This is a genomic window from Corynebacterium lowii (genome assembly GCF_001412085.1).
Classification (GTDB): domain Bacteria; phylum Actinomycetota; class Actinomycetes; order Mycobacteriales; family Mycobacteriaceae; genus Corynebacterium; species Corynebacterium lowii.
The window spans coordinates 24,908-45,889 of sequence record NZ_LKEV01000002.1 but is presented as its reverse complement, the minus strand read 5'-3'; the positions used below and the strand labels follow the sequence as shown (position 1 = coordinate 45,889).

The following is a 20,982-nucleotide window of genomic DNA, read 5'->3' as shown; positions in this document are numbered from 1 at the left end:
CCCACATGTGGCTTCCGCCCGTAGGTGTGGGGCATGATGGGTGGGGTGAGTACGAGCACGACGACGATTGATCGCCCCGAGATCAGGGAAGAAACCACCACCGATAACGACACCCCTAAGTTCTTCCACTACGTAAAGAAGAACCAGATCGTGGAATCCGCCGTGAGCGGAAACATGGTGGTGGCACTCTGCGGAGAAACCTTCCCCGTGACCAAACAAGCCAAGCCGGGCTCCCCGGTGTGCCCCGACTGCGAGCGCGTATATAAGGGCCTGCGCAAAAAGTGACGGGCCGCGTAAAAGGGCAACTGCGCGAGTGGCAGCGTAAGGCACTGACCGCCTACCTGGTGCGCAAACCCAAGGACTTCCTTGCGGTGGCCACCCCCGGCGCGGGCAAGACCACCTTTGCGCTGAGGGTAGCCACCGAACTCCTCGATAACCGCACCGTAGACCGCATCATCGTGGTGGTACCCACCGAACACCTCAAGGTGCAGTGGGCCCAGGCTGCCGCGCGGGTGGGAATCTCGCTGGACCCGAACTTCCGCAATACCGATGCCGTCAACGCCTCCCATGACGGCATCGTGGTCACCTATGCCCAGGTGGCCCTGCACCCCTTCAAGCACTATTCGGTATCCACCGCGCGGCGCAGCCTGGTGATCCTCGACGAGATTCACCACGGTGGCGACGCCAAGAGCTGGGGCGACGGTATCCGCCAGGCCTACGCCGATGCCGAACACCGCCTGGCGCTGACTGGAACGCCCTTCCGCTCCGATGACTCCGCTATCCCCTTTGTGCGTTACATCGAGGACGGCGAGGGGCACCTGGTGAGCCAGGCCGATCACACCTACGGCTACTCCGACGCCCTGGCCGACGGCGTGGTGCGCCCCGTGGTCTTTTTGGCTTACTCTGGCGAGGCTCGCTGGCGCGACAGCGCGGGCGAGGAATACGCTGCCCGCCTGGGTGAACCCCTCAACGCCGAGCAGACGGCCCGCGCCTGGCGCACCGCCCTCGATCCGCGCGGCGAGTGGATACCCGCCGTGCTTTCCGCCGCGCACACCCGCCTGACCCAATTGCGCCAGAACATGCCGGATGCGGGAGGGCTGGTGATCGCCTCCGATACCAAGACCGCCCGCGCCTACGCGGCGATCCTCGCCAAGATTTCCTCCACCCCGGTCACGGTGGTGCTCTCCGATGAGGCCGGGGCCTCCGAGCGCATCGCGGAGTTTTCCGCCTCCACCGATGAATGGATGGTGGCGGTGCGCATGGTCTCCGAGGGCGTAGACGTGCCCCGCCTGGCGGTGGGGGTGTACGCCACCTCCGCCTCCACACCGCTCTTTTTTGCCCAGGCGATTGGGCGCTTCGTGCGCTCGCGCATCCCAGGGGAGACCGCCTCGGTATTCCTGCCCTCCGTGCCCGTGCTCCTCGACCTGGCCTCCAAGCTGGAAAAGTCGCGCGATCACGTGCTGGGCAAGCCCGATCGCCCCTCTGATGGGCTCGACGATGACCTGCTGGCCGAGGCCAATAAGGAAAAGAACGAGCCGGAACTAGACCGCAGCTATCAATCCCTGGGCGCGGAGGCCGAACTCGATTCCCTCATCTACGATGGCTCCACCTACGGCACTGGGGCGCTGAGCGGTTCCGCCGAGGAAGCCGATTACCTGGGCCTGCCAGGCCTGCTCGACGCCGAGCAAATGCGCGCCCTGCTGCGCAAGCGAGAAAAAGAACAGCTCGACGCCCGCAGCGCCGAGGCCGAACGCGAAAAGGAACGCCAGGCCAAGGCCCAGGCCTCCGAGGGGGCCAAGGCCGCCCGCGACAGGGTGGCTAGCGAGGAGCTGCCCACCCTGCGCAAGGAACTCAACGCGATTGTCTCCATCACCGCCGCGCGCACCGGCAGGCCCCACGGCTCCATCCATAACGAGGCGCGCCGGGTATGCGGGGGACCGCCCACAGCCATGTGTTCGGCGGAGCAATTGCGCGATCGCATTGCCTATTTGCGCAAGTGGTAGTGCTTTTTGCGGTGGCATGGCCGGGGTGGGGAAGTTATATTGAGGGGAAACTTCCACGGCTTTTTAAAGCACATCTCTTAAAGAAAGGCATGAATGGCACCCCCGGAGGAACGGAATAATAACCACGCGGTGAAAAAGCGCTTTCTGGCCCCCGACGTAGCCAGGGGCCTCATGCTGCTTTCCATTGCCCTGGCGAATGTGGTGATGGCCTGGGCACCGGCGGGGGAGGCGATGGCTGCCGCGGGGCTAGGCGGAATCAGGGACGGCTCCGTGGCCGATAAGATCACGGTGGTGCTGGGCACGATGTTCGTTCACGTGCGCGGCCTGCCCATGTTTTCTACCCTGCTGGGCTTTGGCGTGGGAATGATCTCCCTGAGCCTTTTGCGGCGCGGTTATCCCCGTGGAAAGGCCCAGGCCGTTTTGGCTAAGAGATATGCGTGGCTGTACCTCTTTGGCTTGATCCACATGACATTTCTTTTCTTCGGGGATATTATGCTCGGCTATGGTCTGTGTGGCTTGGTTCTGACCCTGTTCATTGGGCTGAGTAATAAAACCCTCATGTGGATAGCCGGGGTGATCTGGGCAGTAGCGGCGGCACTGAACTTTGGTATGGGGCTATTCCGTGGCGAGCCCTTTGTGCTGGCTTCCTCCTACGGAGAATACGTGCTCAATGGGCTTTCTATGGTCTTTGGCGCCACGCTGGCCGCCCCGCTCATGTACAGCGCCTTGCTCCCTCCCATGATCGTGGGCCTCCTCATGGCGCGCACCCTTATGCTGCACGAGGTTCCCGCGCATCGCCGGGGCCTAAAAATCTGGGCGGCTATCGCCTTTGCCTTCATCCTCCTCGTGGGCCTGCCGTGGGGTTTGGCCGAGATAGGGGTACTGCCTGCCTCCTGGACCACGCCGCTATACGCCCTCAACCAGGCAGCGGGCTTTATCACCGGCCCAGGATTGGTGGCGGCCATCGCCCTCGCGGTACAGCCCGCTCAGCGGCGCTGGGACCGCGAGGGTTCCATGAACCCGGCGATCTATTCCCTGGTGGCGCTGGGGAAGAGGTCGATGTCCGGCTACGTGGCGCAATCCGTGGTCTTTTTCGTGGTGATCCTGCCCTTTACCCTCAATATCGCGGAGGGCATGGGTGCTACCGGTAAATCGCTGATCGCTGTGGGAGTCTGGGCCGTAACCGTGGCGCTGGCGGTTCTGTTAGAGCGATTCGGCGTATCGGGGCCGCTAGAGAAACTGCATCGACGGTTGAGCTACGGCAAGCAGGGCCTGCAAAAGCAATGGGCGCCGCAGAAAAACTAATCCTGTCGTAGAGACCTTAAAGTGTTAAGGTGGCTTCCATAAAAATGCGAGCGTCTGTGGAAAGGATGGCACGATGAGTGGTTCTCAGAACCCCTATGAGAACAAGCAGACGGAGGAACACGATCCTCCCTTGGTAGCCGTACCGATGGAGGTGGATCAGTCCGCCGCCTTCGCGGAGCCGACACCACAGGCGCCCGTTAACCCAGAGGAAGCCTGGACGGTGGACGCCCAGGAGCGCAATAAGGTGGCCCCGTGGGCGCTCGGCATTGGCATTGCCTCCGCGGCCTTGCTGCTTACCCTCGTGCTGCCCATCATCGTGGGTCTGGTGGGCATCGTGGTGGGCATCATCGCGGTGGTTAAGGCCAAGAAGAACCCCACGGAGGGGCGCCGCATGGGCATGTCCGTGGTGGGGCTGGTGCTTTCCGTGATCTCCTTCCTCATCAGCCTTGTTTTTGTGGTCGGGGTGGCGCAGAGCGCCGATGAGATTCAGGCCTGCGTGAATACCTACCCGGAGGGTTCCGCGGAGCAGGAACAGTGCATCGCGGATAATATCTCGGTTCCGTTCTTCTCTTAAGAAATAAAGAAGGTGGCCCGTCTCCCACATGGGAAACGGGCCACCTTCCTATATCAGTACGCCTGGTAGATATTCAGGCGTACTGATTAATCCAGATAGTCGCGCAAGACCTGCGAGCGCGAGGGGTGGCGTAGCTTGGACATGGTCTTGGATTCGATCTGGCGAATACGCTCTCGCGTGACTCCGTAGACCTGGCCGATCTCGTCTAAAGTGCGCGGCATACCATCGGTGAGGCCAAAACGGAGCTTAACCACCCCGGCCTCGCGGTCGGAGAGGGTATGCAGCACGTCCTGAAGCTGATCCTGGAGCAGCGTGAAGGAGACGGCATCCACGGCCACCACGGCCTCGGAATCCTCGATGAAGTCACCCAGCTGGCTATCGCCCTCATCACCGATGGTCTGATCCAGGGAAATGGGCTCGCGGGCGTACTGCTGGATTTCCAGCACCTTTTCCTCGGTGATGTCCATTTCCTTTGCCAGCTCCTGCGGGGTGGGCTCGCGGCCCAGGTCTTGCAGGAGCTCGCGCTGGATGCGGCCGAGCTTGTTAATGACCTCCACCATGTGTACCGGGATACGGATGGTGCGGGCCTGATCGGCCATAGCGCGGGTGATCGCCTGGCGAATCCACCAGGTTGCATATGTGGAGAACTTGTATCCCTTGGTGTAATCGAACTTCTCCACCGCGCGGATAAGTCCGAGGTTGCCCTCCTGGATGAGATCAAGGAAGGCCATGCCGCGCCCGGTGTAGCGCTTAGCCAGGGAGACCACCAGGCGCAGGTTGGCCTCTAGCAGGTGGTTCTTGGCCTTGCGGCCATCGCGGGCAATGGCGCGCAGGTCGCGCTTGACGGCCGGGGTGAGCTTGGCGTCTTTATCCCCGGCGGCAAAGGCCTCATCCATCTGCTCCATGCGATAGGTGGCATACAGGCCTGCCTCGATCCGCTTGGCCAGGGAGACCTCTTGCTCCGCATTGAGCAGGGCGACCTTGCCGATCTGTTTGAGGTAGGCGCGCACGGAGTCGGCAGAAGCGGTGAGTTCCGCGTCCTTGCGGGCCTGGCGCAGGGCGGCGGATTCGTCCTCGTCCCAGACGGAGGAACCCTCGTCCTCTTCGTTTTCCTCGTCCTCGGTGGAGTCCTCTTGATCCTCTACGTCCGCGTCAACGAAGTCCTCGTCGCCCTCATCGAGGGTGGGATCAAAGTCCTGATCCTCGTCCTGGGGGGAGAGTTCTTCCTCGGTGAGGGTCTCATCCTCCTCCACGGGAGCGGGGGCTTCATCTTTCTTGGTCTTTGCACGGGAAGTGCTCTTCTTAGCCGCCGTCTTGCGCGTCGTCTTTTTCGCCGCGGTCTTGGTGGCCTTGGTGGTTTTAGTAGCCTTGCGGGCCGTCTTTTTGGCGGCCTTCTTCGCCGTTTTCTTGGTGGCCTTCTTTGCAGGAGCGGTTTCCTCGGCACCGGAAGAATCTGGCGGAGTGGCAGAGGTCGCTGCGGTATCCGTGGTTGCCACGGCAGCCTTGCGTGGGGCGGCCTTGCGAGCAGCCTTCCGTGCGGTTTTCTTCGCAGTCTTTTTCACGGTGGCGGTAGTCGCGGAACGCTGGGTCCCGTTATCCTCCGCACCGGAGTTTTCTGAAGTAGTGGTGGCTACCACGTACGCCCTTTCGACTTGCTTATGCTTCCTCAAACATCCAAGGATGATACCCGTTTACAACCAACAGCGGCCCGGAAAGATTCCGGGCGCGATAATCGTTTAGGGTGCGTGACCTCTAGGAAACAGGCCACAATAAACGAACGCCCAGTGTAGCAGGCAATCTGCTAAGAGGCAGAATCTTGTTGCGAGATCATAGCGGCACCCACAATACCCGCTGTATTGAGCAGGCGAGCCGGAACCACCTTTGTGCGGCAGGTGAGCAGCGGAATCCACTTCTCCGACTTTCGGGAAATGCCTCCGCCCACGATAAATAGGGAGGGGGAGAAAAGTTCTTCGTAAGTATGCAGCACCTTATCCACGCGCTGAGCCCATTGCTTATAGCTCAGATCCTTGCGCTCCTTGACGGCGGAGGAGGCGCGGCGTTCCGCTTCCTTCCCATCGACTTCCAGGTGGCCGAGCTCACTGTTGGGGTACAGGTGGCCGTCGATAAGAATGGCGGAACCGATGCCCGTGCCCAGGGTGAGAAAGATGACGGGGCCGCGGGAGGCTTCGGGAATACCGTAGGTGATCTCAGCGAGGCCGGCAGCGTCGGCGTCGTTGAGCACGGTGACTTCGCGGCCGTCGAGGTGGCGCGAGAATAGTTCCTGGGCATTGGTGCCGATCCAGGAAGAATCAATATTGGCGGCGCTTTCCACCACCTGATCTCGCACGATGCCGGGAACGGTGATGCCCACCGGGCCTTCCCACTGCGCCTGCTCCACGATCTGCGCGACGACCTCCGCGACGGCTTCCGGTGTGGCGGGTTGGGGAGTGAGGATCTTGATGCGCTCGGAGGCGAACTCTCCGCTTTCAAGATCCACGCGGGCTCCCTTGACGCCAGATCCGCCTACATCAATGCCAAATCCGATGCTGCTCATAGCCTCAGAGTGTACAAAAATCGGCACAATAGGGGGCATGATGGATCACCACCAACCGATAATGCTGCGCGATCTCGCTGAAAATTGGGTGCGTGAGGCAGCTTATGCCATCGAGCGACGCCGCCGGGAACTCGGAGACCTGCGCCCGTATACCCTCACGAAAAGCTCCTCCGTCGATCCCGTGACCGTGGTGGACACGATGGCGGAAGAATTGCTGGTGGAGGCGATCACGCGGCAGCGTCCCGGCGATGGGATCATCGCGGAGGAAGGCACTGAGGAACGCTCCACCACGGGGGTCTCGTGGATCATTGACCCCATTGATGGCACGGTGAACTTCCTCTACGGGATACCGAACTATGCGGTCTCGCTGGCTGCGGCGGTAGACGGCCACGTGATCGCCGGGGCCGTGATTAATGCGGCTGGGGGTACTGAGGGCGCTGGCGGTTCGGTGTACCGGGCCGCGCGCGGATACGGGGCGCAGGTGGTCCGCGGCGGCGCGGTGCAGGATATGCGAGCCTCGCGCGAGGAAAACCTCGCTCAGGCACTCGTGGCCACCGGGTTTTCCTATCAGGCGGCCCGCCGCAAGCAGCAGGCCACAGCACTCACGAAGATACTGCCCGAGGTGCGCGATATTCGCCGCCAGGGTTCGGCGGCCCTTGACCTCTGCGCGGTGGCAGAGGGACGTGTGGATGCCTTCTACGAGCACGGGATTCACTGCTGGGATTACGCCGCCGGCGCACTCATCGCCCAGGAAGCTGGTGCCGTGGTGCATACCCCGGCGCTTTCCGTGCCGGGCGGAGAGTTTCACCGGGTCCTGGTGGCGGCACCGGGGATCGCGGAGCCATTGGCGGAGCTTCTCGACGCCGCCGGGGCGGGCCCACAATTAGGCGCGTAGCAAGGGCTCTGCCTTGGGCAGAGTCTTGGGTGGCAAAAATTGCTTTTGTCCAGGGGATATGACAGGGCCGTGAGAGTGGTTTAATATGCGCGTCCAAGAACACAATGCCAGCTCGCTCAGGCCTACGGGAGCAGGAGGGAGCGGCGTGGTACAACGACGACGCCAGAGGTGAACCGCATGGCTACCGATTATGATGCCCCGCGCCGTAGGGCCGAGGACGAGCTCGAAACGGATTCCCTAGAGGGAATCAAGGCCGCCGAGGCGGAAAACTCCTCGATGGATGAGGACGGGGAGATTGTCGATTCCTTTGAACCGCCCACGATGGACCTCAGCGGCGAAGAACTCAACGTCACCGTAGTTCCGCGGCAATCCGATGAGTTCACGTGCTCCATTTGCTTCCTGGTGCAGCGCAAAAACCGCATCTCTCACGTGGAGGATGACGGCTCGGTGATTTGCCAGGACTGCGCTTAGTGCAGTTAAAGGCCCCAAAGAGGCTGTGGCACCGGCCTTGCGGATAGTTCGCGGATAAGTTGTGGAGCGCCGGTTTTAATTTGCACTGCGGGCGGCGCGATTTGCCTGCCGCGCCGCATAGACCAGCGCTATTGCCTGGCAGATGAGCAGGATCACCGGCCCCGTAATGAGGGAGTAAGGGCGCGGTTGGGGGAAGAACACAAAGAGAATAACCAATAAGGCCGCGCCAATATAGCCCGCCCACGCTACTGTTTTGAGCATGGGCAAGGCGGCGCGATGCCCGGTAATCCACGCCTGATCGGAGCTCAACGTGGCCTTAGTCCGCAGCCCAAGGACGGATTGCCGGGGGAAGTCTCCGCTCTGAATAGAAGCGATCATGACATGAATGATGGCGCTGAGAAGAAGAGTTCCGAGAAGGGGAGAGAGATATGCTGCGAGGCCCATATCGCGCAGAATATCAATGTTGCGCAGAAAACTCTGGGTGAAAGTGGTGAGGAGGTTTAGCCCCGTTCTTCGCTGTGTTTCTCAGAACCCTGTTTTTCGGGGAGGAAGGCCGCAAGAAGGGCCTCGGGATTCTTAGAGCCGATGAGCCAATACGGAGTGGGGTCCTCGGGATCGTCCAGCACGATCATCACCATCTCCGGTACCCATCCGTGAGAAACCACAAAGGCCGCGGGATCAAGTTGGAGCCCCATCGCATTGCGCTTGGCGGTGGCGGGCACCGCCAGGCTGCGATCCACGACGTTATCCGGCAGAATCGCGCCTCCCGCCAGCAACCACCGAACGCCGTGTTCATCGCGTTCCACCTGGATGACGGTAGAAGAAAGCCAGGTGAGTAACCACACGGCTAAGAGGGAAAAGACAATAGCCGGGGCGATCAGCCACACGGTAGAGCGATTGTGGGCGATCTGGGCGGTGAGAAGGGCCACTAAGCCGAACGCGAGAATCCACCAGTATGCGGGTACCCATTGGCGTTCCCGATAAAGAACAGTGCGCGCGGGAGAAGCGGAATCAATCACGGCTATCAATCCTACGACACCGGTGGCCGCGACTTCACGTGAGGAAATACGCTTGTTTATGTGGCGGACTCGTCAGGGTCGTAGGGTGGAGCGCATGAATCCGATCGACGCCATTAAGGTCAAGCGCCTTGACCCCGATATTCCCCTGCCTAAGCGAGCCTTTTCCACTGACGCCGGGGCGGATCTCTATGCCGCGCACACCCTTGATCTCGCCCCCGGAGAAAGGGCACTGGTGGGTACCGGCATCGCTATTGCCCTGCCACCGGGCACCGTGGGGCTGGTGCATCCGCGTTCCGGCCTAGCGGCTCGCCAGGGACTCAGCATTGTCAATACCCCCGGCACGATCGACGCCGCTTATCGCGGAGAGATTAAGGTGTGCTTGATTAACCTCGATCCGCGGGAGCCCATTCACATCGAGCGCGGCACCCGCATAGCTCAGCTCGTGGTGCAGCGGGTGGAACTTCCGGATTTCTGCGAGGTCGAAGATCTCGATGAGACGGATCGAGGTACCGGTGGATACGGTTCTACCGGCCTTGGCTAAGGTGCGCGCTGCTTTCTTGGCGCTATCCTAGGGCGTTGAAGTAAAAAGCAATCTTTCCGAAGAAAACCAAAAAGGACGTGATTTCCGCATGGCTCTGTGGCCATTTGGCAAGAAGGACAAGGCTAAAGAAGAAGAGCAGGTGGGCGCTGCGGAGGCCGTGAGCAGCGCGGAGACTCAGGGCTCCCCAGCGGCTCAGGTGAGCCCCGAGGTGGAACAGGTGCCCAACGCGGGAGAGACCGGGGGATATACCGCTCCCACCCATGACGCCATCAATGGGGAGACTGGCCCCTTTGACGGTGATTCCGTGGACATTGAGGACTTTGACTTCTCCGATTTTGCTGGCGGTATTCTTAACCTCGGTTCTTTGAAGCTGCCCTTGCCCACCGAGTCTCAGGTGCAGGTGGAGATGGGGGAGCAGGGTCCTCGCATGCTGCACGTGGTGACGCGCTACGGACGCATCACCCCGGTGGCCTTTGCCGCGCCGCGTTCTGGCAGTCAGTGGCGTCAGGCCGTGACGGAGATCGTGGATCAAATGCGAGGCGATGGCCTTGATCCCGAGGTGGAGGATGGTCCCTGGGGTCGCGAGGTAGTCACCCGCGGCTCTGCCGGTGTGATTCGCCTTATTGGTGTGGATGGTCCGCGTTGGATGCTGCGCTTCACCCTCGCTGGCCCCGTGGATATGGCCGATGACCTGGCAAAACTGGGGCGCGAACTGGCCGCCCGTACCTTCGTGTACCGCGGTGAGCAGCCTATCTTGGCGGGCAATTCCCTCCCGGTGGCGCTGCCCAAGCAACTGGTGGATCAGGTGAACCAGGCCATGCAACAGCGCGAGCAACAGCAGCAAGACCAGCAGAAGGCCTAAGACCTCCGTGGAAGAAAATAAACACGTAGAGACCGCAGAACCCACCTTGCTAGAGCAGATGGGTGGGTTTACCGGCCTCGTCTCCTCCACCCTCCCGGTGTTGGTGCTCGTCCCGGTCAATACGCTCTGGGGGCTTACTCCGGCGCTGATCGCGGCCTTTGGCACCGCCATATTGATTTTCGTATGGCGCTTGCTGCGCAAGGAATCTCTGCAACCGGCTTTCTCCGGGGTGCTCGGCGTGGCTATCTGCGCCGTGATCGCCTGGAAAGTGGGCGACGCCAAAGGGTACTTCCTCTACGGCATTTGGGTTTCCCTCGTTTTTGGCGCGGCGGCGTTGATCTCCATTGCGCTGAGATGGCCCTTGGTGGGCGTGATTTGGAAGGGCCTCAACGGCGAGGAAATGGCCTGGCGTACCGTCGGCTCTGCTCGTCGCGCCTATGCCTGGGCCACGTTGGGCTGGGCAATAGTGTTCTTCGCGCGCTTCTTCGTGCAGAAGTACCTCTACGATGATTCCTCCACCACGATCTTGGCCGTGGTGCGCATCCTCATGGGCTGGCCGCTCACGGGAGTGGTCACGGTATTTACTATTTTCATGGTGCGCCGCGCGGACGCGGCCGTTGAGGCGGTAGAGAAGGCAGCGGTAGGGGAAACCGAGAAAGAGAGCTTCGATGACGAACACTGAAACCGGCGGGGACTTAGGCGCAGTGGAATTGGGCACGACGGTGCGCGTGCGCATTGAGCGCATGGCCCACGGCGGGGAAGGGATCGGCACGGTCGATGGCCGCGTGATCTTTGTGGCCGGGGCTTTTCCCGGCGATACCGCGGAGGTCCGCGTAACCAAGGCCAAGCGCAGTTTCCTGCGCGGCCAGGTGGAAAAGATTATCGAGCCCTCGGACATGCGCGGACCCTGGCGCTGCGAGGCCGCCCGGCACGGGGCTGGCTGCTGCGATTATGCGGCGTTGACCCCGCAGGCGGAGCTTCAACTCAAAGAAGAGGTGCTGCGCGATCAGCTCGCGCGCATCGGCGGACTCACGGTGGATAACCTCACCGTGACGGCCCTGGAACCCGATTCCCAGTGGCGCACCCGTACCCGCCTGGGGGTGGACGCCCAGGGCCGCGCGGGGGTGCGTCGCTTAGGCTCCCACGAGATCGTGAGCGAGGTGGCCTGCTCGCAGCCGGTAGAAGGCCTGCTGGAGGGAATCGTGGGCTCTGATTCCCGCACGTTCCGCCCCGGCGCGGAGGTCGTGGCTGTGATGGGCGATGATGGGCAGCGCCACGTGGTAGAAACGCGCAAGGCCTCGCGGGGGCGTCGCACGGAGCGCATTGATAAGGCCTTGGAGGGGCCCTCCGAGGTGAGTCACACGGTGGCGGGGCATACCTTCACCTTTCCGGTGACGGCCTTTTGGCAGGCACACCGCCGCGCCCCGGAGGCCTATAGCGAGCGCATCGAACGCTGGCTGAGCGAGGCGTTGGGAAACAGAGAAGGCGATAAGCCCCAGGTGGGCTGGGATCTCTACGGCGGTGTGGGACTCTTTGTGCCTCCGCTGGCAACGGCCCTGGGAGAGCGGGCCAAGATCTATTCCGTGGATGCCTCGCACGCGGCTACGGATACGCCGCAGCCCTGCTTAGAGCCCTATGACGTGGTGGTGCGCGGCTCCCGCGTGGAGCGTTGCCTGGGTACCCTGCCCGCTCCGCAGGCCGTGGTACTCGATCCCCCGCGCACCGGTGCGGGGGCCGACGTCGTGCATGGGATTGCTCAGGCGGGCCCGCGAGCGGTGGTGCACATCGGTTGCGATCCCGCCACCTTTGCCCGCGATCTGCGTGCGTGGGGGGAAAATGGGTATGGCGTGGCGAAGATGGAGCTGATTAACGCCTTCCCCGGTACGCACCACAGTGAAGTGATGGCCCTACTTATTCCAGGGGAGCGCCGGGGGTAAAGTAGAGCAAACGCTAATCGCCTGTGTGAGGCAGAAGGAGCCGAGCAGACTGATGGAGATTCTCCGTGCAATATCGTCGCCCGCAGACCTAAAGGCGCTGGATGCTGAGCAATTGGAGCGGTTATGCCAGGAGATACGGGATTTCCTGGTGGCCAAGGTTTCCGCCACCGGCGGTCACCTTGGCCCCAATTTGGGGGTGGTGGAACTCACAGTGGCCCTGCACAGGGTGTTTGATTCCCCACGTGATCCCATGATCTTTGACACCTCTCATCAGTCCTACGTGCACAAGATCCTCACCGGGCGCAGTGATCGCTTTGATACCCTGCGCAAGAAGGACGGGCTCTCCGGCTATACCGATCGCGGAGAAAGCGAGCACGACTGGACGGAATCCTCCCACGCCTCTGCGGCCCTTTCCTATGCCGATGGCCTTTCCAAGGCCTTCCAATTGCGTGGGGAGGGAGATCGCAGCGTGGTGGCCGTGGTGGGCGATGGCGCGATGACGGGGGGCATGTGCTGGGAGGCGCTGAATAATATCGCGGCGGATAAGAGCCGCAAGGTGGTCATTGTGGTCAATGACAATGGCCGCAGTTATTCGCCCACCATCGGTGGTTTTGCCGCAAACCTCGCGGAATTGCGCATGATGCGCACCTATGACCGAGTGATGGAACAGGGCAAGAGCACCCTCAAATCTCTGGGCTGGGTGGGAGAACACGCCTTTGCCGCCCTGCACGCTTTCAAGGAGGGAGTGAAATCCTCGGTCATTCCCACCGAGATGTTCCCCGAGCTGGGCATGAAGTACGTGGGGCCGGTTAATGGGCATAACCTCAAAGCGCTAGATACCGCCCTGGAATACGCCAGGGACTATGATGAGCCGATTATCGTGCATGTGGTCACGGAAAAGGGCCGGGGCTATGGCCCCGCCGCCACGGAATCAGCCGATCTCATGCACTCCACCGGGGTGATTGATCCGCAGACCGGCCGGGCGGTGGGTGCGGCTAAGGGCCCCAGCTGGACCTCCATTTTTTCCAAGGAGATGCTGCGCCTGGGCGCGCAGCGCGAGGACGTGGTGGCGATTACCGCCGCGATGGCGGGTCCCACGGGTTTGGCCCCCTTCGGTGAAAAATACCCGGAGCGCTTCTTTGACGTCGGTATCGCGGAGCAGCACGCGCTGACCTCGGCGGCGGGCCTGGCCCTGGGAGGTCTGCGCCCAGTGGTGGCGCTGTATTCCACCTTCCTCAACCGAGCCTTCGACCAACTCCTCATGGATGTGGCCCTGCTTAAGCAGCCGGTCACCTTGGTACTCGATCGTTCCGGGGTCACCGGCTCGGACGGCCCCAGCCACAACGGCGTGTGGGATTTGGCGATTGCCTCCCTGGTTCCAGGCTTGGCGATTGCCGCCCCCCGCGATGGGCAGCGCCTGGCCGAGCTTTTCCGCGAGGCCGTGGCCGTGGAGGAGGGCCCCACGGTGGTGCGCTTCCCCAAGGGGGAGGTGCCGGAGCCGATACCGGCCGTGGGGCAGCTTGATGACGGCGTGGAGGTGCTGCGCTACAGCGACGGCCCGGAGGACGCGGTGGATGTGCTCATCGTGAGCATCGGTGCCCTGGCCGGGGAGGCCCTGACGACCGCACAGAACCTCGCGGAGGCCGGGGTGGGAGTCACGGTAGTTGATCCCCGCTGGGTATCTCCCATTCCGGGATCGCTCATTGCGTTGGCGGCCGATCATGACCTGGTGGTTACCATCGAGGATGGCGTGGTGCGCGGCGGAATCGGTGCCCAGATCAGCGAGGTCTTGGCTGCCGCCGAGGTGGATACCCCGGTGCGTCACCTGGCCTTCCCCGATGTATTCCCGGCCCATGCCTCCCGGGGTGAGTTGCTGAGCGAGGTGGGCCTCGATGCTCCCTCCATGACGGCCAGCATTGAGGGCTGGCTCGGCGCTCTTTACCCCGAGGAATCCTAGACTCGGGGAAAGCCCCATAGCAGTGGCCCGAGCACGGCGGCGCTGATTTCTACCTGCCAGGGCCGGGCCCCGCGGCGGGAGAGAAAGGCGCGTAGGTCGGCGGAATCGTGGATGTTTTCTTCCTCCGCGAACTCCCAGATGGCCGCGCGCATGATCTTGGGCCGCAAGATATTTTCGGCGGGGGTTCCCAGGTTCTCGGCACAGAGGCGGTATGCCTCCTTGGCCTCGCTGAGGAGGGCGGCCGCGCGCGGGGCCAGGTGGGGCCAGCGGGAATGAGGCGGTACCGGGGAGGGGGCCGGTGCCGTGTCCTCGGCGGGATCGAGCGCGCGGGCCTGCTTGACAGCCTCAAACCAGGTGCGGCTGTGCTCGTCGAAGCGGCGGGAATAACCAGGTATCGTCCACAGGTGCCCGGGCCGCGCCGGAGGTTCGGCGGCGATGGCGAGCAGTACCTTATCGGAGAGAAGGGTGCCGGGGGCGACGTCGATACGCTTGGCTAGGTCATCGCGTGCCTGCCAGAGGCTGCGGGCGCGGGCGCGCTGTTCCCCGGAACGCAGGCGGCCCAGGCCTTTGAGCGCGGTCCAGTGGTGGCGCGGCGGGGTGGTATCCGCGATGAGTGCGGCGCAATCCTGCTCTAGCCAGGTCAGTTTGCCCTGTTGATCGAGGATTTCTGCCAATGCTTCTGCGAGCTCAAGGAGGAGTTCCACGTCTAGAGCTGCGTAGGCCAGCCATTCCTGGGGCAGGGGTGTGGTGGACCAGTCCTCGGCACCGTGGCCCTTGGCGAGGCTGTATCCGCAGAGTTCTTCCGTCATGGCGGCGAGGTTGACCCGCTCGTATCCGGCCAGGCGCGCCGCGAGTTCTGTATCGAAGAGGCGGCTGGGCCGCAATCCCAGTTCATAGAGGCTGGGCAGATCGGAAGGGGGCGGCGTGGAGCACCCAGGGTTTTGCGCCCAGCACCGGGCGCAGGGCCGCGCTGAGTTCCGCGCGGTGCCCCTCGGGGGCAAAGAGAAAGGTGCCCGCACCCCGGCGGCGCACCTGGAGAAGAAATACGCGGTCGTCGTAGCGGTAGGCAGAGGCGCGTTCGGTGTCGATGGCAAAGGGGCCACGCCCCTGGCTCAACAGGTGGGCGGCGCGGCGGAAGTCCTCGCCGCTGCGGGCGAGTTCCGGTATTCCCTCGCGTGGGGTGAGCAGGGGAATAGGGTTCATGAGCGCGGGCGCGAAAGCTCCGTCACGCCCTCGGGGGGAAGTCCCGCCACGTGTGCTAGTACCTCGGCAAAAGCCTGAACGTGGGGGGATAGCTGTTCCGACTTAGCCGTCCAGGAGGCGCGCAGTTCTAGTTGGTATGCGCGCGGCGGGCCACCGATTTCTCCATAGCGTACGGAGGAGGTGGAGGTCACGGTGCCACCCAGGTTGCTCAGTTCCGCGCCCTGGGATTCTAAGCCCTCGGTGAGCCACTGCCATGCCACCTCGGGCAGGAGGGGGTCGGCGGCTACCTCATCGTCCATGTCGGCCTGGATATAGGCCACCAGGCGCATGGCCCCTTCCCAGGCGTCCTCCGCCTTGGGGTCGTGGAGCAGGATGAGGCGGCCAAAGGCATCGCCTTCGGTGTCCTGGGGCACCAGATCCACCTCACCGTGGTGTACTTCCAGGCCGATGGCGTGGCTATAGGGGGCCAGGCGTTGCGGCGGGCGAATGGTGCCCAGGGATAACTCAGGACGCAGCCGGGCCGCGTGCATGGATTCCACCGCGGCTGAGAAGGCGGCGGGCCATGCTTGGGAATCCTGCGGTGCCCGCTGGGGGAGCGGCTGGGGCGTCGTTGAGGAATCGGAACGTATCACGCCCACCAAGGTAGACACTGCGGCGCTACTTCCTGTGAAGGCGCGCCGAGGGGCGGGTGGAAGCATCGGCGGTATCTACAACTTATGATGGGGTAGTACGTTCCTATGAGTCTCATAGTGGAAGGAAGGTCGCCAGATCATGGCTGAACTTGACCTGGAAAAACTCAACAAACTACAGCGCTACACCCAGTGGGCGGTCTTTAGCACCGCCCCCGGCGCCCTGGGCAGCGAGCGCACCGAGGCCGCCGCGCAGGTGCAGCGCTTCCTCGATGAGCTTGCCGACGCCGGGAAGGTCACCGTCCGCGGCGTCTACCTGGCTTCCGGCTTCAAGGCCGAGGCGGACTTTGTGATCTGGTGGCACGCCGAGGAGTTCTCCGACCTGCAAGCAGCCCTCAACACCTTCCGCCGTGAGACCACCCTGGGTCAGGTTTCCGAGCTGGTCTGGTGCGGCAATGGCCTTCACCGCCCCTCGGAGTTCAACAAGTCTCACCTGCCCTCCTTCATCATGGGGGAGGAAGCGGAGCGCTGGATGACGGTGTACCCCTTCGTGCGCTCCTACGACTGGTACATTCTCGACCCCGCCGACCGCCGCCGAATCCTGGCCGAGCACGGGCGCGCCGCCGCCAGCTTCAAGGATGTGCGCGCCAATACCACCACCGCCTTTGCCCTGGGAGACTACGAGTGGATGCTGGCCTTTGAGGCCGGGAGCATGGATCGCATCGTGGATCTCATGCACAAGATGCGCTACACCGAGGCCCGCCTGCACGTGCGCGAGGAAGTGCCCTTCTACAGCGGGCGGCGCGTGGATAATGCCGCAGAACTGCTCGATGGCCTGGCGTAGAGCGAGGTTGAGCGGGGCCTACTATTCCACCGGCTTTTCCTCTAGGGAAAGGCTGATGGAGTTGATGCAGTAACGCAGATCGGTGGGGGTGTTATAACCCTCACCGGCAAAAACATGGCCGAGGTGCGAGCCGCAGGAGGCGCAAAGCACCTCGGTCCTCTTCATGCCCAGGGAGTAATCATCGCGCTCGATGACGGTATCGGTGTCCTTGGGGGAAAAGAAGGAAGGCCAGCCGCAGTGGGACTCGAACTTCTCCGTGGAACGGAATAGTTCAGTGCCACAGGCCTTACAGGAATACACGCCCTCGGTGGTGGTATCCGTGTATTCGCCCACGTGCGGGGCCTCCGTACCGGCCTGGCGCAGCACGCGATATTCCTCTGCGCTGAGGCGTTCGCGCCATTGGGCATCGGTGATGAGTTTGAAATCAGTCATGGTTATGCCTCCTTCGTGGGGTCCTTCTGTGTTGAGTAACGCGGCGAGCGGGGAGATTATTGCGTTGTGGGGCGCCGTGGCGCGCTCGTCGTGGTGCTTGCTGAGGTGGTTGTGGTGGCGGTGTGGACTCACTGCGCCACCAGCCCAGGATGGTACCCGTGGCGCTTAGCAGAAGAATCGCCCAGCCCACGGGAGCGGTGAGGATAACGAGTATGTACTGCGTATACCAGGAATCGGAGGGAAAACCCTGGGGGCCGAGGAAGAGATATATTCCCACCCACGGCAGCCAGTGGTGGAGCACGCTGCGGGCCTGGGTGACGGTGAAAAGCAGGGGTAGGAGCAGCAGGGAATAGTACTTCTGCCCCAGGGAAGAAAGAAGGAATACCCCCGTGAATATCAGGGAAGAAGAGGTGACCAACCACAGCAGCGGGTCAGTATGACGCCAGCGCAGCAACACCACGGCGCTTAGGGCCACGCAGGCGGCCACCACGCAAAAGAGCGCGGTGTACAGAGCCGTGGGCATGCCAAAATACATCGCCAGGCCCGGTAGGGAAGAGTTGGCATAATCGCGAACCTCGCCCAGATAGGGGGTAACCACCGTGAAATATCTTTCCGGCTGATTCATCAGTGGCCAGGCCACGGCGTTGAGGGCCAAGACTACGGCGAGGGCGCTGGCGATGGTGCGCCACTGGAACTTCACCAAGGCGAGAACAAGGAGCGGGGCAAACAAGGGCTTAACGACGATCCCGAGCCCCAGCATGATGCCCGCGGCAACCTGGCGATCGCGCAGCGTCAAAGAGATGAAGGCCACCAGGAGCAGCAGGAGAATACCGTTGATGTTATTGAACAAGACGGTGCTGCGGGCGGCCTCGGTGAGACTGGCCAGCATGAGCGCCAAGGGGGTGAACCAATGGCCGGATGGGATATGAAACAGGCGGGCCAGCCACAGGAGAGCGACGATGATCGCTACGGCATTGGCCACCATGAACCAGGTGCGGGCGGCGTCGGCAGCATTGCCAAAGGCGAAGGGGCTGAGCAGCAGCGTGGCGCCGGGATTGTAGAGGTAGTGCGGGTCCACGTGCTGATAGGACTCGTTGTACACCACCGAACCGTCGAGAAAGCGGCGCAGGGCTTGGAAAACGGTGGAGAAATCATCGGTGCCCTTGTGCGCGGGGGCGTCGAAGATCAGCAGCCGAAGCCAGGAAAAGAGCGCAAAGAGCCACAACGTGGCGCTGAGCCACCTCGGACCACCCGGTAGCCGCGGGGGCGCAGCGGAGATGGGGCGCTGGGCTACGAAGGTGTTGTCCAGGCGGTGTTGCAGGGATCGTAGGGCTACAGGCACCCTCATTACCTTATACGCCGATAGCGCAGGAACAGCGTAGAATCCTCGTCCACTGCGGTGTGTTCCAGGCTGAGGTGGGATACCACGGCGGCTTCTTCTTTTTCTTGCGCCAATGGCACCAGGGGGAGTTCCACCCGTGAGCTCAGGATGGGGGAAAAGGTGAGGTGCATGACGTCGATGAGGTCGGCCTCGATGAGGGCTCCTAGGACGCTGGGGCCGCCCTCACAGGCGATCTTGTTAAAACCCTGGGCGCGCAGAACGGAGACGGCCTCGGCGGGGGAATCGCAGGGGAGGATACGGCCTCCTATCTCCTCAATGAGCTGGCGCTGGGGGGCGAGGGCGGGGGATTCAAGGGTGGTGCGAGGGGTGAGGAAGATCGGTGGGGTGGTGAAGTTATGGAAGAATTGCGCGTGGAAATCGAAATCGAGGCCGCGTGAGAGCACGGCGATGGGGGCGGGGCGGGGGCGCGATGGGGTGGGCTGTACCCCTCCGTAATCCTCCGCGCGTACTGTTCCTGCGCCCACGAGAACCACGTCGGCCCAATCCCGCACGGCCATGAGCAGTGCATGGTCCGTGTCATTGCCGAGGTCTTGGGAGCGATGCTTGATCGTTGCGGAACCGGTGAGCGTGGAAACCATGATTCCGCGGACTGTAAGTTCGTCATCCTGATCGGTGCCGAGCAGATGGTTGAGGCCAGTCATGGGGCACAGGCTACTACGGTGAAGGGTGGGAAAACGAGAAAGCCACACCCGGTATTTTCACGGGTGCGGCCTTAAAAGAGAGCGGATGACGAGACTCGAACTCGCGACCCTCACCTTGGCAAGGTGATGCGCTACCAACTGCGCTACATCCGCATCGAGGATTTCTCCTCTGTGCGCGATACTGGGATCGAACCAGTGACCTCTTCCGTGTCAGGGAAGCGCTCTCCCGCTGAGCTAAACGCGCGAAACAATGGAGGTGGAAACGGGAATCGAACCCGTGTGCACGGTTTTGCAGACCGTTGCCTCACCACTCGGCCATTCCACCGTGGCGTAACCGCCTCATAGTACATGACGTACTGGAGCGGATGACGAGACTCGAACTCGCGACCCTCACCTTGGCAAGGTGATGCGCTACCAACTGCGCTACATCCGCATCGAGGATTTCTCCTCTGTGCGCGATACTGGGATCGAACCAGTGACCTCTTCCGTGTCAGGGAAGCGCTCTCCCGCTGAGCTAAACGCGCGAAACAGGGGATTTACCCGGAGCGGATGACGAGACTCGAACTCGCGACCCTCACCTTGGCAAGGTGATGCGCTACCAACTGCGCTACATCCGCACTGCACTTTCGATGGCTTTATTGTGCCGTCGTTGTGCGTTGACAAACTCTAGCCTGAGTGGGGCGCGGAAAACAAATCGCCTGTTCCGTGCCCCATTGACCGGCGTCACGGGCCAATGCCTTGGCGCGGGGAAGGTTCCGTGCTTGTAACTACACGAGTGTGCGTTTACCTCTGTGCTGTGCACCTTCAAGCCGCAATAGCCATCTTGACCAGCGAATTAGGAGAGGAAAGCCGCCGCGTGTTAACTTATTTCTCGCAAGCCACACGGCAAGCTACGGTCCCATGGCTCAGTGGAAGAGCGTTCCGTTCACACCGGAAAGGTCGCTGGTTCGATCCCAGCTGGGACCACCAATCAAGAACCGCAGGATAGTAAAAGCTATCTTGCGGTTTTTCGCATGTTTAACGCCCCGGCAATATGAGTGACGAGCAGCACCGGAACTATTCTGCGCCCCACCGCGACTCCTCTCATAGGATTCCGTGCTGGAAAATCGGCCCGAGTATCCTGTTCTCATCCGTATCAATCTGGAATTAATCGAGGTGAATCTTGGTGGCAAAGATCGTTCGCACCCGCATAGGCGCTTCCGTTGCGGTGATGCTCGCACTCGGGGCGATGGCCCCCAGCGCCGTGAGCGCTCACGATAGCGTGATTGCCGCCACCCCGGAGGATGGTGGCACCGTGGAGGAGTTTCCACGGGAGATCGTGCTGACCTTCTCCGGTATCCCCAAGGACACCTTTAATACCGTGGCCGTGAGCGATTCCGCCACCAACGAGGTTCTTTTTTCTCAGGAACCGGAGCTGGACGGTCAGGAGGTAAGCATTGCGGTGCCCGAGGACGTTCACCCCGGTGCCGGCGATTACACGGTGGGCTTCCAGATCACCTCCTCGGATGGTCACGCTACCAGGGGAAAGACCACCTTTAGCGTGGCCGGGGAGGCAAAGGAAACCGCCTCCGCCGAGGAACAAAACCAGGATGAGGAACCGTCCCTCTCCGGGCCGCTGGCATGGATCATCGGCGGCGCGGGGGTACTGGTCCTAGCGGCGGTTGTGGTGCTGGCTATAGCGCGGCAGCGTCGTTTTACTAAGGAGTAAAGAAC

Annotated in this window: 23 protein-coding genes and 7 tRNA genes; 14 read left to right on the top strand and 16 right to left on the bottom strand. The window is 62.3% G+C overall.

Annotated elements, in window-relative coordinates; all coding sequences use genetic code 11:
* The first annotated feature begins 45 nt into the window (after positions 1–45).
* The 4 genes from Clow_RS03570 to Clow_RS03555 all read left to right on the top strand — a co-directional run bounded on the left by Clow_RS03570 (position 46) and on the right by Clow_RS03555 (position 3,882).
* The gene (locus Clow_RS03570) at positions 46–285 is read left to right on the top strand and encodes a DUF3039 domain-containing protein (RefSeq protein WP_082418545.1); all 240 of its coding nucleotides are present in this window, start codon (positions 46–48) and stop codon (positions 283–285) included.
* The gene (locus Clow_RS03565) at positions 282–2,003 is read left to right on the top strand and encodes a DEAD/DEAH box helicase (RefSeq protein WP_055176468.1); all 1,722 of its coding nucleotides are present in this window, start codon (positions 282–284) and stop codon (positions 2,001–2,003) included. The genes Clow_RS03570 and Clow_RS03565 overlap by 4 nt, the downstream gene beginning before the upstream one ends.
* A gap of 129 nt (positions 2,004–2,132) precedes the next feature.
* Positions 2,133–3,308: a DUF418 domain-containing protein gene (locus Clow_RS03560; protein WP_245625692.1), complete on the top strand. Its 1,176-nt coding sequence runs from the start codon at positions 2,133–2,135 to the stop codon at positions 3,306–3,308.
* Positions 3,309–3,381: 73 nt separating this feature from the next.
* Positions 3,382–3,882: a DUF4190 domain-containing protein gene (locus Clow_RS03555; protein WP_055176461.1), complete on the top strand. Its 501-nt coding sequence runs from the start codon at positions 3,382–3,384 to the stop codon at positions 3,880–3,882.
* Positions 3,883–3,968: 86 nt separating this feature from the next.
* On the opposite strand, the gene Clow_RS03550 is transcribed toward Clow_RS03555, so the two are convergent.
* Both Clow_RS03550 and ppgK read right to left on the bottom strand, forming a co-directional pair.
* Positions 3,969–5,519, bottom strand: coding sequence for an RNA polymerase sigma factor (locus Clow_RS03550; protein WP_055176458.1), 1,551 nt, complete (start codon positions 5,517–5,519; stop codon positions 3,969–3,971).
* Positions 5,520–5,683: 164 nt separating this feature from the next.
* A complete protein-coding gene (ppgK, locus tag Clow_RS03545) occupies positions 5,684–6,436 on the bottom strand; it encodes a polyphosphate--glucose phosphotransferase (protein ID WP_055177494.1) in 753 nt (250 codons plus the stop codon).
* Positions 6,437–6,473: 37 nt separating this feature from the next.
* Here ppgK and Clow_RS03540 point away from each other — a divergent pair, with 37 nt between their 5' ends.
* Together Clow_RS03540 and Clow_RS03535 are read left to right on the top strand one after the other, a co-directional pair.
* Positions 6,474–7,331, top strand: coding sequence for an inositol monophosphatase family protein (locus tag Clow_RS03540; protein WP_169786565.1), 858 nt, complete (start codon positions 6,474–6,476; stop codon positions 7,329–7,331).
* 177 nt (positions 7,332–7,508) lie between these two features.
* Positions 7,509–7,802 carry a DUF4193 domain-containing protein gene (locus tag Clow_RS03535; protein WP_055177491.1) on the top strand — a complete coding sequence of 98 codons (294 nt, stop codon included), beginning with the start codon at positions 7,509–7,511 and terminating at the stop codon, positions 7,800–7,802.
* 75 nt (positions 7,803–7,877) lie between these two features.
* On the opposite strand, the gene Clow_RS03530 is transcribed toward Clow_RS03535, so the two are convergent.
* Both Clow_RS03530 and Clow_RS03525 read right to left on the bottom strand, forming a co-directional pair.
* Positions 7,878–8,180, bottom strand: coding sequence for an SdpI family protein (locus tag Clow_RS03530; RefSeq protein ID WP_169786564.1), 303 nt, complete (start codon positions 8,178–8,180; stop codon positions 7,878–7,880).
* 122 nt (positions 8,181–8,302) lie between these two features.
* Positions 8,303–8,821 carry a DUF3093 domain-containing protein gene (locus tag Clow_RS03525; protein ID WP_055176449.1) on the bottom strand — a complete coding sequence of 173 codons (519 nt, stop codon included), beginning with the start codon at positions 8,819–8,821 and terminating at the stop codon, positions 8,303–8,305.
* 94 nt (positions 8,822–8,915) lie between these two features.
* Here Clow_RS03525 and dut point away from each other — a divergent pair, with 94 nt between their 5' ends.
* From dut to dxs, 5 genes are all read left to right on the top strand, one after another.
* Positions 8,916–9,362, top strand: a complete 447-nt coding sequence (dut, locus tag Clow_RS03520; RefSeq protein ID WP_156334600.1) for a dUTP diphosphatase — start codon at positions 8,916–8,918, stop codon at positions 9,360–9,362.
* 88 nt (positions 9,363–9,450) lie between these two features.
* On the top strand, positions 9,451–10,224 hold the full coding sequence (locus Clow_RS03515; RefSeq protein WP_055176442.1) for a DUF3710 domain-containing protein: 774 nt from the start codon (positions 9,451–9,453) through the stop codon (positions 10,222–10,224).
* Positions 10,225–10,282: 58 nt separating this feature from the next.
* The gene (locus Clow_RS03510) at positions 10,283–10,906 is read left to right on the top strand and encodes a DUF3159 domain-containing protein (RefSeq protein ID WP_211256935.1); all 624 of its coding nucleotides are present in this window, start codon (positions 10,283–10,285) and stop codon (positions 10,904–10,906) included.
* Positions 10,893–12,161 carry a class I SAM-dependent RNA methyltransferase gene (locus Clow_RS03505; RefSeq protein WP_055176436.1) on the top strand — a complete coding sequence of 423 codons (1,269 nt, stop codon included), beginning with the start codon at positions 10,893–10,895 and terminating at the stop codon, positions 12,159–12,161. The genes Clow_RS03510 and Clow_RS03505 overlap by 14 nt, the downstream gene beginning before the upstream one ends.
* Positions 12,162–12,213: 52 nt before the next feature.
* Positions 12,214–14,118, top strand: a complete 1,905-nt coding sequence (gene dxs / locus Clow_RS03500) for a 1-deoxy-D-xylulose-5-phosphate synthase (protein WP_055176433.1) — start codon at positions 12,214–12,216, stop codon at positions 14,116–14,118.
* Here the strand turns inward: dxs and Clow_RS03495 are convergent.
* From Clow_RS03495 to Clow_RS03490, 3 genes are read right to left on the bottom strand one after another with little or no spacing between them, the layout of a single operon-like run.
* Positions 14,115–15,002 carry an HRDC domain-containing protein gene (locus Clow_RS03495; RefSeq protein ID WP_245625691.1) on the bottom strand — a complete coding sequence of 296 codons (888 nt, stop codon included), beginning with the start codon at positions 15,000–15,002 and terminating at the stop codon, positions 14,115–14,117. The two genes, dxs and Clow_RS03495, sit on opposite strands and share 4 nt — an antisense overlap.
* 7 nt (positions 15,003–15,009) lie before the next feature.
* On the bottom strand, positions 15,010–15,321 hold the full coding sequence (locus Clow_RS12030) for a 3'-5' exonuclease family protein (RefSeq protein WP_245625690.1): 312 nt from the start codon (positions 15,319–15,321) through the stop codon (positions 15,010–15,012).
* Positions 15,318–15,971, bottom strand: a complete 654-nt coding sequence (locus tag Clow_RS03490; RefSeq protein ID WP_245625689.1) for a DUF3000 domain-containing protein — start codon at positions 15,969–15,971, stop codon at positions 15,318–15,320. The genes Clow_RS12030 and Clow_RS03490 overlap by 4 nt, the downstream gene beginning before the upstream one ends.
* Before the next feature lie 121 nt (positions 15,972–16,092).
* Between Clow_RS03490 and hemQ the strand changes: the two genes are divergently transcribed.
* A complete protein-coding gene (gene hemQ / locus Clow_RS03485) occupies positions 16,093–16,794 on the top strand; it encodes a hydrogen peroxide-dependent heme synthase (RefSeq protein ID WP_055176430.1) in 702 nt (233 codons plus the stop codon).
* A gap of 21 nt (positions 16,795–16,815) precedes the next feature.
* Here the strand turns inward: hemQ and msrB are convergent, their stop codons facing one another.
* The 9 genes from msrB to Clow_RS03440 all read right to left on the bottom strand — a co-directional run bounded on the left by msrB (position 16,816) and on the right by Clow_RS03440 (position 19,886).
* Positions 16,816–17,226, bottom strand: coding sequence for a peptide-methionine (R)-S-oxide reductase MsrB (msrB, locus tag Clow_RS03480; RefSeq protein WP_055176427.1), 411 nt, complete (start codon positions 17,224–17,226; stop codon positions 16,816–16,818).
* Entirely contained in the window at positions 17,219–18,568 is a 1,350-nt protein-coding gene (locus Clow_RS03475; RefSeq protein ID WP_211256923.1) for a glycosyltransferase family 87 protein, read from the bottom strand. The genes msrB and Clow_RS03475 overlap by 8 nt, the downstream gene beginning before the upstream one ends.
* Before the next feature lie 5 nt (positions 18,569–18,573).
* Positions 18,574–19,269: a pyrimidine reductase family protein gene (locus Clow_RS03470; RefSeq protein WP_055176424.1), complete on the bottom strand. Its 696-nt coding sequence runs from the start codon at positions 19,267–19,269 to the stop codon at positions 18,574–18,576.
* An 80-nt stretch (positions 19,270–19,349) separates the two neighbouring features.
* Positions 19,350–19,422: transfer RNA gene (locus tag Clow_RS03465), tRNA-Gly, on the bottom strand.
* A 19-nt stretch (positions 19,423–19,441) separates the two neighbouring features.
* A tRNA-Val gene (locus tag Clow_RS03460) sits at positions 19,442–19,513 on the bottom strand.
* A gap of 7 nt (positions 19,514–19,520) precedes the next feature.
* Positions 19,521–19,594, bottom strand: a tRNA-Cys gene (locus tag Clow_RS03455).
* A gap of 32 nt (positions 19,595–19,626) precedes the next feature.
* A tRNA-Gly gene (locus Clow_RS03450) sits at positions 19,627–19,702 on the bottom strand.
* A gap of 19 nt (positions 19,703–19,721) precedes the next feature.
* Positions 19,722–19,793: transfer RNA gene (locus Clow_RS03445), tRNA-Val, on the bottom strand.
* Positions 19,794–19,813: 20 nt separating this feature from the next.
* A tRNA-Gly gene (locus Clow_RS03440) sits at positions 19,814–19,886 on the bottom strand.
* Positions 19,887–20,163: 277 nt separating this feature from the next.
* Between Clow_RS03440 and Clow_RS03435 the strand changes: the two genes are divergently transcribed.
* Positions 20,164–20,238, top strand: a tRNA-Val gene (locus Clow_RS03435).
* 196 nt (positions 20,239–20,434) lie between these two features.
* The gene (locus Clow_RS03430; protein ID WP_245625688.1) at positions 20,435–20,977 is read left to right on the top strand and encodes a copper resistance CopC family protein; all 543 of its coding nucleotides are present in this window, start codon (positions 20,435–20,437) and stop codon (positions 20,975–20,977) included.
* The last annotated feature ends 5 nt before the right edge of the window (positions 20,978–20,982 follow it).